Annotated in this window: 15 protein-coding genes; 11 read left to right on the top strand and 4 right to left on the bottom strand. The window is 65.8% G+C overall.

Features of this window, described 5'->3' with window-relative positions; genetic code table 11:
• Positions 1-150: 150 nt before the first annotated feature.
• The 3 genes from FLL47_RS42010 (at position 151) to FLL47_RS42000 (ending at position 3219) form a co-directional block, all read left to right on the top strand.
• Positions 151-1083: an SRA domain-containing endonuclease gene (locus FLL47_RS42010; protein ID WP_144128280.1), complete on the top strand. Its 933-nt coding sequence runs from the start codon at positions 151-153 to the stop codon at positions 1081-1083.
• Positions 1084-1417: 334 nt separating this feature from the next.
• Positions 1418-2056, top strand: coding sequence for a hypothetical protein (locus FLL47_RS42005; RefSeq protein WP_144128279.1), 639 nt, complete (start codon positions 1418-1420; stop codon positions 2054-2056).
• Positions 2057-2937: 881 nt separating this feature from the next.
• A complete protein-coding gene (locus tag FLL47_RS42000; RefSeq protein ID WP_144128278.1) occupies positions 2938-3219 on the top strand; it encodes a hypothetical protein in 282 nt (93 codons plus the stop codon).
• A 47-nt stretch (positions 3220-3266) separates the two neighbouring features.
• On the opposite strand, the gene FLL47_RS41995 is transcribed toward FLL47_RS42000, so the two are convergent.
• From FLL47_RS41995 to FLL47_RS41980, 4 genes are all read right to left on the bottom strand, one after another.
• Positions 3267-3638, bottom strand: a complete 372-nt coding sequence (locus tag FLL47_RS41995) for a hypothetical protein (protein ID WP_144128277.1) — start codon at positions 3636-3638, stop codon at positions 3267-3269.
• A 216-nt stretch (positions 3639-3854) separates the two neighbouring features.
• A complete protein-coding gene (locus tag FLL47_RS41990; protein WP_144128276.1) occupies positions 3855-4283 on the bottom strand; it encodes an NUDIX hydrolase in 429 nt (142 codons plus the stop codon).
• Complete coding sequence (locus FLL47_RS41985; protein WP_144128275.1) at positions 4280-5113, bottom strand: hypothetical protein; 834 nt, start codon at positions 5111-5113, stop codon at positions 4280-4282. The genes FLL47_RS41990 and FLL47_RS41985 overlap by 4 nt, the downstream gene beginning before the upstream one ends.
• Before the next feature lie 11 nt (positions 5114-5124).
• Positions 5125-5901 (bottom strand): GntR family transcriptional regulator, encoded by a 777-nt coding sequence (locus FLL47_RS41980; protein ID WP_144128274.1) that lies wholly within the window; start codon positions 5899-5901, stop codon positions 5125-5127.
• A 152-nt stretch (positions 5902-6053) separates the two neighbouring features.
• On the opposite strand from FLL47_RS41980, the gene FLL47_RS41975 reads away from it, so the two are divergent.
• The 8 genes from FLL47_RS41975 to FLL47_RS41940 all read left to right on the top strand — a co-directional run bounded on the left by FLL47_RS41975 (position 6054) and on the right by FLL47_RS41940 (position 12509).
• Complete coding sequence (locus FLL47_RS41975; protein ID WP_144128273.1) at positions 6054-6440, top strand: plasmid replication, integration and excision activator; 387 nt, start codon at positions 6054-6056, stop codon at positions 6438-6440.
• A gap of 88 nt (positions 6441-6528) precedes the next feature.
• Positions 6529-6924, top strand: a complete 396-nt coding sequence (locus FLL47_RS41970; RefSeq protein ID WP_144128272.1) for a hypothetical protein — start codon at positions 6529-6531, stop codon at positions 6922-6924.
• A complete protein-coding gene (locus FLL47_RS41965) occupies positions 6924-8129 on the top strand; it encodes an FtsK/SpoIIIE domain-containing protein (RefSeq protein WP_144128271.1) in 1206 nt (401 codons plus the stop codon). Before FLL47_RS41970 ends, FLL47_RS41965 begins: the two co-directional genes overlap by 1 nt.
• Positions 8130-8131: 2 nt before the next feature.
• A complete protein-coding gene (locus FLL47_RS41960; RefSeq protein ID WP_144128270.1) occupies positions 8132-9043 on the top strand; it encodes a hypothetical protein in 912 nt (303 codons plus the stop codon).
• Between the two features lies 1 nt (position 9044).
• Complete coding sequence (locus FLL47_RS41955; RefSeq protein WP_144128269.1) at positions 9045-9521, top strand: ATP-binding protein; 477 nt, start codon at positions 9045-9047, stop codon at positions 9519-9521.
• Between the two features lie 57 nt (positions 9522-9578).
• Positions 9579-11141 carry a replication initiator gene (locus tag FLL47_RS41950; RefSeq protein ID WP_186316247.1) on the top strand — a complete coding sequence of 521 codons (1563 nt, stop codon included), beginning with the start codon at positions 9579-9581 and terminating at the stop codon, positions 11139-11141.
• Positions 11116-11313, top strand: coding sequence for an excisionase family DNA-binding protein (locus FLL47_RS41945; RefSeq protein WP_144128268.1), 198 nt, complete (start codon positions 11116-11118; stop codon positions 11311-11313). Before FLL47_RS41950 ends, FLL47_RS41945 begins: the two co-directional genes overlap by 26 nt.
• Positions 11310-12509: a tyrosine-type recombinase/integrase gene (locus FLL47_RS41940; protein WP_144128267.1), complete on the top strand. Its 1200-nt coding sequence runs from the start codon at positions 11310-11312 to the stop codon at positions 12507-12509. The genes FLL47_RS41945 and FLL47_RS41940 overlap by 4 nt, the downstream gene beginning before the upstream one ends.
• The last annotated feature ends 2 nt before the right edge of the window (positions 12510-12511 follow it).

The following is a 12511-nucleotide window of genomic DNA, read 5'->3' as shown; positions in this document are numbered from 1 at the left end:
CAGTTCCTACGTGCTCACGTTGGCGTCGCACACGAAGAAGAGCAACCCTCCGGGCTGCTCTCAAGATCCCGCTCACCAGCAACGACGCAGGCCTACGCCACATGCTCACAGCGAATGACGCTCAACACACAGGGGCCGTACTGTGCCGGCATGAGTTGGGTTGTACAGCCAGGCACGGAGATGCTGCGGAAGGACCTTCACGCGCTTTTGGGAGGCGGCAACGCCCAATCCGGCATCACCTCGGTGAGCGGAACGACGGACGTATTGCTCTTCGCCACCCAGTCAGGTGAGCTCTTCGGGTACAGCGACGGTTGGGACGGACCGTTCTTCTTCTACACCGGCGAGGGCCAGGTAGGAGACCAGCAGATGAACCGTGGCAACGCGGCCGTGCTTCATCACAAGCGCAAGGGCCGCACCCTTCGCCTCTTCTCGGAGGTCGGCGAGACTTCTACCTCGGCGAAGATCGTCAAGTACGAAGGAGCGTTTGAGGTCGACGATGACGCACCATGGGCGCGCGCGGACGCCCTCGACCGCAACAAGGAGATCCGGTCGGTGATCGTCTTCCGGCTGAGCCCAGTCGGCCATGTTCCCGCCCCGCGGTCCCGGCCGGCCAAGCCCGTTCCCGCGGCACCGGCGGTGCAGGAGGTGCCGCTGGAGGAACATGCCGGCGACACCTTCCAAACTTCTGGGAGTGAGCCGACCGAGGCCGAGCGACGCGAGGCCAAACTGGTTCAGAGCTATCGAGCTTGGTTGGAGGGTGCAGGTCATACCGTCTGCCGGCAGAAGATCAAGCCCGAGGGACTGGGCGTAACGATCTACACCGACCTCTTCGACCTCACAACGATGGACCTGGTCGAGGCCAAAGGCAGCCTCTCGCGCCAACACATCCGAATGGCGCTCGGCCAGCTGTTGGACTATGGCCGCTTTGTGAAGCACGTAACGCGAACCGTTCTGCTACCCGAAAGGCCTGCGGACGAGCTCATCGCGCTCCTGCACGCCTTCGAGATCGACTGCGTCTTCCCTGACAAGCAGCTGGGGTTCATGCGCGTCTCGGCGCCCGCCAACAGACCCGCTCACGCCTGACCCGTGGCCACCGCTTGGCGGCGGCCACCGGGACTCCAACTCCGCCTCAGTATCCGGCGTACAGGCCGACTCGTCCGTCGCCCTCATGGTCGCGCCACCGGCATGCCTTCTGAGCTGCTATGCAAATTCGTGTCGTCAGTCAACGCCGGTCGTTGTTGGTCGCCGTCTGACGGCCTGGAGACGGCCTGGCGTCACGCTCGACGGCCTGGAGACGGCCCAGCAACGAGACGCCCAATACTGATAACCGGACCTTCATGGAGTGGGTTGTCGAAGGCATGTCGGGAACCGGACACAATGTTGCCTTGGCATCGGAGGGCAAGCTGATGTTATTGGCATGGAGGACATAGATGCCAATGTGCTGGGCCTAATTGCCCAGATAGTCCCAGTCATTGCATTTCTGATGGCGACTGACCTTGTTCGCGACTCGCGATGGTACCCGGCCATGGACAAGCTATTTGCCTCTCCTGGGGCACCACGAGAATCAGACGATTGGAAGCTATTTTTCCGCGACGACTTCTTTAAGAATGTCTTGAGCGTGACGTTTCTGTTCTTTCAATGCATGGCAAAGATGTGCATTCTGGCTATGATGCCATTTCTCGAGTTTTGGGCTCTAGTAACGCTTGTGGCTATCGGGGCAGGGAACAAAACGCCCGCCAATCTAGTGATCTTGACTTGCGGCGCATTCATGCTGATCTGCTCCATGGTTTTGATCCGGGTTGCCCAACCGTTAGCATTGTTTATCGTGCTACTTACAGCAGATTGGTATGCATATTTATCAACTCACCAAAATCCAATTCGCAAGCTTTTGAAAAAAAGCGGCTGGACCGACGCCATGAAGGTAGATAGTGGGGACATCGAAAATTCCGCATGGGCAACTACAATATCCTACGTGCTCACCTTTCAAGCGTTGTTGATCGTATACTCCGGCCTGCTGGTTAAGCTTCTAAGCATGCTTATCGAAACGAATTTCTAACGTTATGTAAGCAAGCGCGATCCCCTAGCTCCCCGTCTGCCGTCGGCCCGCACCCCGTGGTCATGATCTCCGGCCGTGGTCAAGGTGGAGCACTCCACGACTGAACGACCTTGACCACGGCCGGAGATCATGAAGGCTCTGCCCGGGTCGACGGTGGGCGGGGTGCGACTCCCCGGAGCCCGAGGTTGGGGGGTTGACTTTGAACTTGGAGACATCAGGTGTTCGGGCGTGGCGGCGGCGGGAGCTGCGGTCAGTTAGTCAGGCTGACACGCGAAGAAATGCCATAAATCAAACAATAAAAGATCTTCTTCGTCGTAATCGCCCTGCCCAAAAAGATCATTCCCTCTCGCTGAGCGGTCACTTCAGATTGATCACTTCCGGCACGCTTTGACGCACGTCGTCGCTGGCCATGGTCGCATCGTCGGCCAGTCGATCACCAGCCGCATTGATCAAAGCGCTGAACTGCGGCAACTCTTCGCCTGCGGCAAAGTCAATCTGTCCTGTTGAGGTATGGCGTCCGTTGATTGGCTGCCGGGGTCCGGGGTCCGGGTCGGCGCGCGCCGAAGGCTGGCGTGTCGACCCGTGGCCCCTGGGACCCCGGCGCGGCCGCCTGCGGCCGCCTTGACCTCGTAGGGAAAGTTTCGACACATGCCGATGGCATTGGGGTGCAGGCTGGTCGGTGGCGTGATCGAAACGGCGTGGGAGATCGAACGGCTGACACGTTGCGGCACTTGGCCTTCGCGTCGGCGGTGCGTTGTGGTGGTGTCGGTGTGGGCTCATAGGCTGATGTCGTGTCGCACCGCTCAGCGTTCCCCCTCTAGCGCGGTGACCATGAGCGTTTACGGGTTGGCAGCCTGGACGTGAGTCGAGAGGCTCTCCTCATGGGCTATCGCGACGATCTGGATTCCGATGTTCAGCGGCTGCTGAACGAACTGTGCATCAAGCTGGGATTTTGCCTGCCACCGGACGACATCCGTCGGCTCTGCGAGTCACCACCCGGCGATGTCGACACCTTCACCGATGCGGTCTTCGAGGCGGAGGGTATGGGTGACATGGCCTATGTCGACAAGTACCTCCGCCGCCAGGTGCGAGAAGTTGTTGATCGGCACATGAGCCGATGGGCCCTGGCGGATGATCAAACGAACGTTGAGCCGTCGCAGTGAGTGTCGGTGGTCGTTAGCGCCCTGACGGGGATGGTCCGCCAGAGACGTCAGGTGTCTACGGATGCTCGTGCGGAGGGGACCAACATGGCTGCGGTCACCGCGGCAGACGCATAGGCCAACACTAGGGCCAGCACCGTCCAACCGATCCCTGCGGCCCGGACGGCCCAGCCGAGAGCCGCACCGACGGCCAGGCCGGCGGCGGAGACGAGCCAAGGCCACGGCAGTCGGCTCAATCGAGCGACAAGGACGCCGATCAGGTAGCAGGACGGCAGGCCACAGCCGAAGAACACCACGCTCATCACACCAAGCGCGTCGGCACTGTTGGTGTAGTTGTTGCTGTCGGCCCGCGCATAAGCCGCGGCAAGCCGGACCGCCAGGTAGGGCCGCAGCCACGACCGCAGCACCAGCCCCCGCCCCACGGGCCGCGGAATTGAAGAACGCTCGGATCGACATCCCGGGCATTGTCCTCCCCAGTCGATCGCGCGTCTGCCCCGGTCGGTCGGAATCCCAGCCACCGCAAGCTGATGGTGCCGATGGCCGAGCCGGTCTGACGCTCGACAATGGGTAGGGGACGCGCTGGCCCTGGTTCTACTCATATGCGCTACATGTCTCGGCCGTACCAGCGCCGACTGGCATTAGAGGAGGGTCACTCCGTCATTCTGGCGGATGGCGGGCACAAGGCCGGTTTTAAGCGCGTCGAGGATGCGCACGGCGAACGCTTCCGCCATGCGTTCACGAACTTGCTCGGGTGTCCACCAGTCGACTGCCGCGGACTCGTCGGTCGGTACGGGCTCACCAGCGACCGCCTCGGCGAGAAAGACAAGGGCGACGACACCAAGCTTCATATTCTTGTAGACGCCGGTCAGCCTCACGGGCCGCACGCTGAGGCCCGTCTCTTCTAGGACCTCGCGGCACATGCCGTCTTCGACGGTCTCGCTGAGTTCGAGCACTCCTCCAGGCAGTTGCCATGCGCCGTTGTCGCGACGTTGGATGACCAGGACCCGACCTTGATTGTCGGTAACGACTCCGGCGACGCTGACAGAGTGGCGCGGCAGCTCGGTCATCGGTTCTCCTCGTCGAACAGGCAGAGGGCAACGGTGGCGTCATCGTGGCTCTTGAAGCGCGGCTGCACGTGGCCTTCGAAGTCCGCGGTCTCCGCTAACCGGACCTGGCGGATCAGTTCCTGAGGTCCACGGTCAGTGACGACGTCAAGCAACGCGGTCCAGTCGTACAGGCCGAACACGTCTACAGCGCAGGACGCGCCGTCGGTGAGCAGGACTGCCCGTCGTACGGCGCCTTGCCCGCGTAGAGGCAAGCGGCCGGTGACCGCGTGTTCGGCCGCCTCCGGGTTGGCGGCCGCGATCCAGTAGCCATCGGGCGTGTTGGTGAGTTCGCGCTTGCGCGTACTAGCGGCTCGTAAACGAATCTGGTGTGCTTCGGAGCCGATGGGCACGTCTCCGACCAGGTAGTCCTTGCGTATCTGCTGCACTGCGCGGGCGAAGCGGTCGTCGACGAGCAAGGCCGTCTCGTTCCCGGTGTCGACTATGAGCGAGTTATCGCAGAGGATCAGGTACTCCAGCTCTGTGCCGGCGTCGCGGATAAGGCAGACGGTTGCGGCGGGCGTGCTGGGGTTGGCGAGGTCGCACATCGGATGATCGAGCATCACGCGTTCGATGGCGACTCCGAGAAGCTTGGTTAACGGTGCCGCAGGCGCATCGTCGATGGCGCCCTTCAGGTGAGTCACGAGCTGACGCGCGTACCAAGCAGGGCCGTGCACACAACCGGTCTCCAGGCCGTCCGGGGCCGTTACCCCGTCAAGGACTCCCACAACCGCCCGGTGATGGAAGACCTGGTCCTCGTTGACGAGCCTGCCCGGAGCCGCCTCGGTCGCCATCGCAACGAGCATCAAGAGTCCTGCTCGTGCGTCGGGTCGTCCCATTCGTAGTGCAGCTTCCAGAGATGGCCCGTCATCACATGTAGACACACCTCGATGGGGTGGTCCTGCGAGTAGGCGACATGGCAGATCTCGAACACCGGCTGCGTCGTTTCAAGCTCCAACGTCCGCTGTTCGTCGTCCGTGGGCATGCGCACGGTGATGTCCTCGGCGAACCGTGTCACTGGGTGGCCGGCGTCAGCAAGTCGGCCGTAGGACCCTCCGCGACCCGCGTTCTCCCTCATCAGGTCGGGAGTGCCTTCGGCCAGTCGCCAAGGGATGTACGAGTCCGCGATTTGGATGGGCTCGCCGTTGGCGTACAGGACACGGCTGCGCAGTAGCGCTTGCTCGCCTTCAGCTAGCCCCAGGATCTCCGCTACAGACCTTGGCGGGGTCGTCTTGCCGATCTCGCGGTACGTGGTGCTGGACTTCAACGCATGACGGCTGGCTTCTACCTCGCCTGCGCCGGTGCCCTCGTTGCGCGCCGCGTATCGCTTCTTGGCGTCCCGAAGGATGGTGGGCAGGGAGCGAACGACGGTTCCTGCCCCACGGCGGACCTTGATCTCGCCTGTGTTGCGCAGGATGACAAGGGCTTTATTGACGGTCGGGCGCGACACCCTCAGCTCGTCTGCAAGTCGGTCTTCGCTTGGCAGCACAGCGCCGGCGGGATAGGTGCCGTCAGCAATGCGGCTGCGTACCAGGTCGGCAATCTGCGCGTACTGCGACCGTGAGGTCTCGATCGTCGTCATCAAAACTCCTGCTCGTAGTACGTCTTACCAAGCGTATGCCCTCGCGGCGGCGAAGTGAACCGCGGTTGGCACGTAATACGTCTTGCGTATCGCTAAAGCCGAGGTTACAGTCGACGCAAGACGTAATACGTGTCTCTGAAGAGGTGATCGAAATGCTGAAGGGTCCGATCGCGGTGAGGTTCGAGCAGGTGTTCCCGTTCGGGGCGTATCTGAACTCGGATGTCGAGCCGGTGTTCGAGTTCGAGAACGGCAAGCGTGGCTCGCAGAAGAAGCACCCGGTGACGGGGGAGCTGCTGTGGGAGGTGACCGTGATCGACGGTGACCGGTCGCTGAAGGGCGCGCAGACGGTCGCGAAGGTCAAGCTCGCGGCGGCGTACCAGCCGGTTCCGCCGAACTCGGTGGCGGGTTCGCCGTTCACGCCGGTGGAGTTCACCGAGATGACGGCGACGCCGTACATCTCCGACAACGGTGGCCGGGCGCGTCTGGCCTGGTCGTACATGGCCCGTGACATGGTCGCCGCCGACGCGGCGCAGTCCTGAACATCTCTGCCACGCGGGACCGGCCCACTCCGCCAAGAACAGTCCGGTCCCGCGTGCTGACTCCTCACCTCGAAAGGGGAGGTTTGTCATGTCCACGCTACCCAACCCCGCGCCCGCCAACGCGTGTGACTCATCGGCGCTGGTGTCGTCGCTCGCCGCGCCTGCGATCCTGGCGTCGCGGTCGCTGTTCATGGCCGGGTTCTCCGACGAGCTGCGTATCGCGACCCTGATCGAGGTCGCCGGTGCCGCCGCCGCGCTGGCCCGCCAAATCGCTCTGGCCGGTCACGTCGACCTGCGCTCAGTGATGCTCCAGGTGACCACCCCCGTCGACGCCCGCGCGGTGCTTGGCCGGGGCGCGTGGCTGCCGACCATGGTCCGCCCCATCCCGGCCCCTGCCCGGCCGGCCGAGGTCCGCCCCGCCGTCTCCCGTACCGACAGCGGCACACAGCTCGATCTGCTGGCCACGATCGGTGGTGAGCGGTGATGTTCGGCCGTGCTGAGGTCAACCTGATCGAGTGCCTGTGCGGGCAGTGGGTGCCGCCCCGCCAGTTCCACCGCGCGTGGCACCTGTGCCGTGAGTGTGCGCTGCGGGCCAAGGCCCGGCTGGAGCAGATCGAGCCGCTGTGGCCGCACCTGATGACCGCCTGCAAACTCACGGTCCGGCACTGGGGCACCACCTACACCCCCGTCATCGTCGGGGTGTACTCCCGCGCAGGCCTGGACGTGCTCACCATCGCTGTGGTCCCCGGGCAAACCCGTGCTGACTTCGCCAAGCACCTGGGCCGCATGGCCGAGACGTTCGGCGTGCGCCGGGTCGCGGTCCGCGCCGGTCTCAAAGCTGGCCTGGTCGTGCTGCACCTGCACCAGGGCGACCCCCTCACCGCGGTCGTGAAGCCGCTGCCGGTGCCGATGGTCCCTGACTTCACCGCGCTGCCGATGGGCCGCCGCGAGTCCGGGCAGACGTGGACGCTGCGCCTGCACGGCGGGCACTGCCTGGTCGTCGGCGCATCCGATGCGGGCAAGGGCAGCTTCGTGCAGTCGTTCCTGCGCTCGGTCGCCGGTGGCATCTCCGCCGGCACGGTCCGGGTCGTCGGGTTCGACCCCAAGGGCGGCATGGAGATGGCCGGGGCCGCGCCACTGCTGGAGCGGTTCCTGTGCGACTCCGTTGGGCAGATGGCCGACGCCCTGGAAGACGAGGTCGCCGTCCTCAACGAGCGCACCGTCGCGCTGCGGGGTCGGACCCGCCAGCACGTCGCCACCGTCGCCGAACCCAAGCGCATCATCCTGATCGACGAGTTGGCGACGCTGACCGCCTACGGCGACAAGAAGACCATCGACCGGGTCAAAGCCGCACTCGCGCTAATCCTCACCAAGGGCCGCGCCGCCGGCATCCACGTCGTCGCCCTGGTCCAGGACGGCCGCAAGGAAGTCGTCCCGCTGCGCAACCTGTTCGCGATCCGGGTCGGGCTGCGCATGGTCGAACCCGCCGAGGTCGACCTCGTCCTTGGCGACAACGCCCGCGACCGCGGCGCCCTGTGCGACCTCATCCCGAGGTCCATGCCCGGTGTCGGCTACGTCGTCGACGGCGACACCGACCCCGAGCGCATCCGCCTGTCCTTCCCCACCGACGCCGACATCGCCGCCCTGGTCGCCGAGTACGCCCGCCCGACCGCCGGAAAGGGGCGCTGACCATGAACGCCAACACTCGCGGTCGCGGCTGGGCTCGCTTCGGCGCGCTGCTGGGCGGCGTCATCTCCGTGGCCGCCAACGTCGCCCACTCCTACATCCCCCCGACCGACGCCCCAGCGGACTGGCAGCCGATGCCCGGCGCGGTCGTCGGCTCGGTCGTCTGGCCGGTCATCCTGTTCGTCGCAATCGAAATCCTGGTCCGCGTCGCATGGCCGGTAGGACGCTGGTGGGCCGTGCTGCGCTTCGGCGGCATGATCCCCGTCGCATTCGTCGCCGGCATCGTGTCCTACCGCCACCTGTCCTCCCTGCTGACCTACTACGGCGAGGACCGGCTCGTGTCCGGATTCGGCCCACTCGCCATCGACGGCCTCATGATCATGGCCACCGGGGCGCTCCTGGTCATCGGACACCGCACCACCACTGACACCACCGCCGTCCCGGACAACAGCCCCGACACCCAGGATGTCCGTCCGCGTCCCCAAGACGTCCCCGCGCCGTCCCCGACGCCCCAGCCCGTCCCGGACTCCCGTCCTGGGTCCGTCCCCGCCGTCCTGGCTCCGGCCGCGCCGGTCCCGGCCATCCAGGACCGTCCCGGGGTGCGCCCCGAGATCCGTCCTGAGGTTCGTCCTGAGCCTGTCCGGGCCGAGGTCGTTCGGGCTGTCGTCCCGGCCCCGGTCGAGGCCACCGCTCAGCCGTTCCGGTCCTGGCCGACCGCGCCGCTGCCCGCAGGGATGCTCGACACCGCCCGCGGTGCTGCTGCCCGGTTCGCAGCCGAACACGGCCGACAGATCCGCCGCGACGAGCTGCAGAAGATCCTGCGGGTCTCCAACTCCACTACTGGCGACGTGATGGCCGCGCTCGGCCTGACCACCCCCCGCACGCCGATTACGGCGGTCAACGGGACGGAGCGCTGACATGCCCGTACTGATCATCACCCGAGGGCTGCCCGGTTCGGGCAAGAGCACCGCCGCACGCCAGTGGGTCGCCGCCGACCCGATCCGCCGGGTCCGGATCAACGTCGACGGCATCCGGGCCATGGGCCACGACCGCCGCGTGATCCTCGCCGACGAGCACACCCCCGGCACCGAGCCGATCATCCAGGCCGCGCGTGACGCGCTCGTGCGGACCTGGCTGGCTGCCGGCGTCGATGTCGTCGTGGACGAGATCGCGCTCCGCGACGAACTCGTGGCGCACCTGCTCGACTTGGCCGTCTCGTGCGGCGCTCGGGCTGAGGTGTGGGACTTCACCGACGTGCCGCTGTCGGTCTGCCTGCAACGCAACGCCGCCCGGCCCGACGCCGAGCGGGTCTCCGAGGACCGGATCGTCGGCCGCTGGCAGACCTACATCAAGGGCAAGCCCCACCCGCTGCCCCTGCCCGACCCCACGCCCTGACCGGCTCGCCCGCCCTGCCTGCTTCACCTGCTGCAACACCTCGGAAGGAGGTGCCCTGTGATCACTGCACCCGAAAACACCCCCGCCACGACCGCAGGGCACCTCCTCGCCTCACTGGCCGGCCTGGACGAGATCCCCGCTGATGACCGCTTCGGGCTCATGGACCGGGCCGCCAAGCCCGGCTTCGGTCGCTGGCTCGACGCCGCCGCCCGCGCCCGCGGCTGCACCCGTCCCGTCCGCCTGCGCGGTGAAGTCCTCACCGTCAACGCGTCGACCGGCGCGGTGATCGAGCGGTTCTCCACCGACACGCTTCCCGACAACGTGCTCTACAAGCCGTGCGGCACGCGGATCGCCTCGCTGTGCCCCGCCTGCGCCACCACCTACCGCTACGACACGTATCAGCTCATCAAAGCTGGCCTGGCGGGCGGCAAGGGTGTGCCAGACAGCGTCGTGTCGCACCCTGCCGTGTTCGTCACCCTCACCGCGCCGTCCTTCGGCGTCGTGCACACCCGCGTCGTCCGCAACGACAAGCCCCAGCCCTGCCGCGTCCGCCGTGACCGGCCCGTCTGCGCCCACGGCAAGCCGCTGTCCTGCACCGCCGTACACGGCGAGAGCGACTACCGGCTCGGACAGCCGCTGTGCCTGGACTGCTACGACCATCAGCACCAGGTCGTCTGGAACCACCTGGTCGCCAAGCTCTGGGACCGAACCATCCTCGCCGTGCGCCGGCACATCGGCGCTACCCCCAAGGGCGCAGTCAAGCTCCGCTACGCCAAGGTCGCCGAGTACCAGCGCCGCGGCGTCGTCCACCTGCACGCCCTGATCCGCCTAGACGCCAACCTGCCCGGCGACCCGCACACCATCGCGCCCCCGCCGTTCGGCATCGATCCCAATGGCGACCAGGTCCCGCTCTATACCGCCGCGATGCTGAAGGCGGCCGTGGAAGTCGCCGCCCGGTCCACGGGACTCACCACCGCGCCGCACCCTGAGCAGCCGCACGGGTGGGAATTGCGGTGGGGCACGCAGGTAGACGTGAAGGTCGTGCGGACCGGCCTGCCGGGCGAATCCCTAACCGAGCAGCACGTCGCCGGATACCTGGCCAAGTACGCCACCAAGGCCACCGAGATCACCGGCCTCAACGCCGGCAGGGTCACCGCGGCCTCCATGGAGGCCTACGCCAACCCGGCCCGGCACACCAACCGACTCATCACCGCCTGCTGGAACCTCGGCGCGGCAGACGGCTGGACCGGGCTGCGCCGCTGGGCACACATGCTCGGCTTCGGCGGCCACTTCGCCACCAAAAGCCGCCGCTACTCCACCACCATGGGCACACTCCGCGCCGCACGCCGACCCCAGCACCGCGACGGCGCGACCGTCCACGCCATCGGCCCCGAGGACTTGGCCGACGTTGGCGAGACCGCAGATGACTCGACCGTGCTTGTGATCAACCACTGGCAACACGTCGGCAACGGCTGGCGCACCACCGGCGACGCCGCACTCGCCGCAATGGCCGCAGACGCTGCCCGGCGGCGCCGACCCCTCGGAACCCCAGCAGCACCACACCATCCGCCGACTGACCAGGGGAGAGACAGAGATGACCACCACCGCCATCAGACGTAAGTGGCTCACCGTCAACGAGGTCGCCGAGCTGCTCGGCTTCGGTCTGAGCAAGACCAAGCTCCTCGTCGCCGAGGGCCGTATCCGCTCGGTCAAGGACGGCCGGCACCGCCGCATCCTGCCGCAGTGGGTGGACGACTACATCGCTCGCACAATCGAGGAGTTCGAGGCATGACCGGCAAGCGCCACAACGGCGAAGGGTCGATCTTCCCGTACCGCAACGGCTTCGCTGCCTATGTGTGGGTCACCAAGCCTGACGGCACCCGCACGCGTAAGTACGTCTACGGGCAAGAGCGCGAAGAGGTCCACGCCAAATGGATCAAGCTGCACGAGGAGGCGAAGAAGGGGCCAGTTGCCACCAAGGCCATGACGGTCGGCAAGTTCGCCGCCTACTGGTTGGCGGAGATCGTCGAACCGAACCTCTCCCCCGGCTCCTACTCGATCTATGAAAGCGCTAGCCGTCTGTACATCGTTCCTGGCCTGGGAAATGTACGGCTCGACCGGCTTCGGCCGACCGACGTACAGACGTGGCTCAACAACGCCGCTCGGGCCTGTCAGTGCTGCACGCAGGGGAAGGACGCGCGTCGCCAGCTGGACAAGCGCCGCTGCTGTTCGCTGGGCCGCTGCTGCAACAACGTCCTCAAACAGTCCTCCGTGGCCGGACTGCGCCGAGCGATTCGCGCGATGCTCACCAGTGCCATCGATTCGGACATGATCACAAAGAACGTCGCCAAGCAGACGAAGTTGCCCACGGCCCGGAAGGTTCGTCGCACGGCCTGGTCCAGCGAGGAAGCCCGCCGGTTCTTGGAGCAAGCCCGCAGCGATGACCAGCGCTTCTATGCGGCCTATGTTCTGATTCTGCTGTTAGGCCTACGCAAAGGCGAGGTCTTGGGCCTGACGTGGGAGCAGATCGACCTGGGCACCGCAGAGGTCAACATCGTGCTTCAGCTTCAGAGGGTCGGCCGGCGGCTGCTGCACCGCGAGGTTAAGAGCGAGAGTTCCGAAGCCACGTTGCCGTTGCCGCAGCTGGCGTTGGCTGCGCTGGCTCGTCACCGGGAGCTTGTCGCCGATGACCTGGGCGAGGCTCCCTCTGGGCTGCTCTTCACCACCCGGACCGGGCTGCCGGTGGAGCCGCGCAACTTCAACCGGTTCTGGGATCGCCAGATCAAGCGGGCCGGCGTCAAGCGGATCACGGTGCATGACGCCCGGCGTACCTGCGCAACGCTGCTACGAGACCTGAACGTGCATCCGCGGGTAGCTCAGCAGATCCTCAGGCACGCACAGGTGGCCATCACAATGGAGATCTACACCGAGGTCACAGACGAAGCCACCCGTGATGCGCTGCGCAAGCTCGGCGAGAGCTTGGGTTGATG

The sequence above is a fragment of the Catellatospora sichuanensis genome, from assembly GCF_007483665.1.
GTDB classification, from domain to species: domain Bacteria; phylum Actinomycetota; class Actinomycetes; order Mycobacteriales; family Micromonosporaceae; genus Catellatospora; species Catellatospora sichuanensis.
This window is presented reverse-complemented; position numbering and strand designations above follow the sequence as displayed.

What these genes read in the sequence shown, in the direction of transcription:
- FLL47_RS41990 (WP_144128276.1), bottom strand. Translation starts at nt 4,283, where the DNA reads ATGACCGAGCTGCCGCGCCACTCTGTCAGCGTCGCCGGAGTCGTTACC.
- FLL47_RS41975 (WP_144128273.1), top strand. Translation starts at nt 6,054, where the DNA reads ATGCTGAAGGGTCCGATCGCGGTGAGGTTCGAGCAGGTGTTCCCGTTC.
- FLL47_RS41965 (WP_144128271.1), top strand. Translation starts at nt 6,924, where the DNA reads ATGTTCGGCCGTGCTGAGGTCAACCTGATCGAGTGCCTGTGCGGGCAG.
- FLL47_RS42005 (WP_144128279.1), top strand. Translation starts at nt 1,418, where the DNA reads ATGGAGGACATAGATGCCAATGTGCTGGGCCTAATTGCCCAGATAGTC.
- FLL47_RS42000 (WP_144128278.1), top strand. Translation starts at nt 2,938, where the DNA reads ATGGGCTATCGCGACGATCTGGATTCCGATGTTCAGCGGCTGCTGAAC.
- FLL47_RS41970 (WP_144128272.1), top strand. Translation starts at nt 6,529, where the DNA reads ATGTCCACGCTACCCAACCCCGCGCCCGCCAACGCGTGTGACTCATCG.
- FLL47_RS41980 (WP_144128274.1), bottom strand. Translation starts at nt 5,901, where the DNA reads ATGACGACGATCGAGACCTCACGGTCGCAGTACGCGCAGATTGCCGAC.
- FLL47_RS41955 (WP_144128269.1), top strand. Translation starts at nt 9,045, where the DNA reads ATGCCCGTACTGATCATCACCCGAGGGCTGCCCGGTTCGGGCAAGAGC.
- FLL47_RS41960 (WP_144128270.1), top strand. Translation starts at nt 8,132, where the DNA reads ATGAACGCCAACACTCGCGGTCGCGGCTGGGCTCGCTTCGGCGCGCTG.
- FLL47_RS41945 (WP_144128268.1), top strand. Translation starts at nt 11,116, where the DNA reads ATGACCACCACCGCCATCAGACGTAAGTGGCTCACCGTCAACGAGGTC.
- FLL47_RS42010 (WP_144128280.1), top strand. Translation starts at nt 151, where the DNA reads ATGAGTTGGGTTGTACAGCCAGGCACGGAGATGCTGCGGAAGGACCTT.
- FLL47_RS41985 (WP_144128275.1), bottom strand. Translation starts at nt 5,113, where the DNA reads ATGGCGACCGAGGCGGCTCCGGGCAGGCTCGTCAACGAGGACCAGGTC.
- FLL47_RS41940 (WP_144128267.1), top strand. Translation starts at nt 11,310, where the DNA reads ATGACCGGCAAGCGCCACAACGGCGAAGGGTCGATCTTCCCGTACCGC.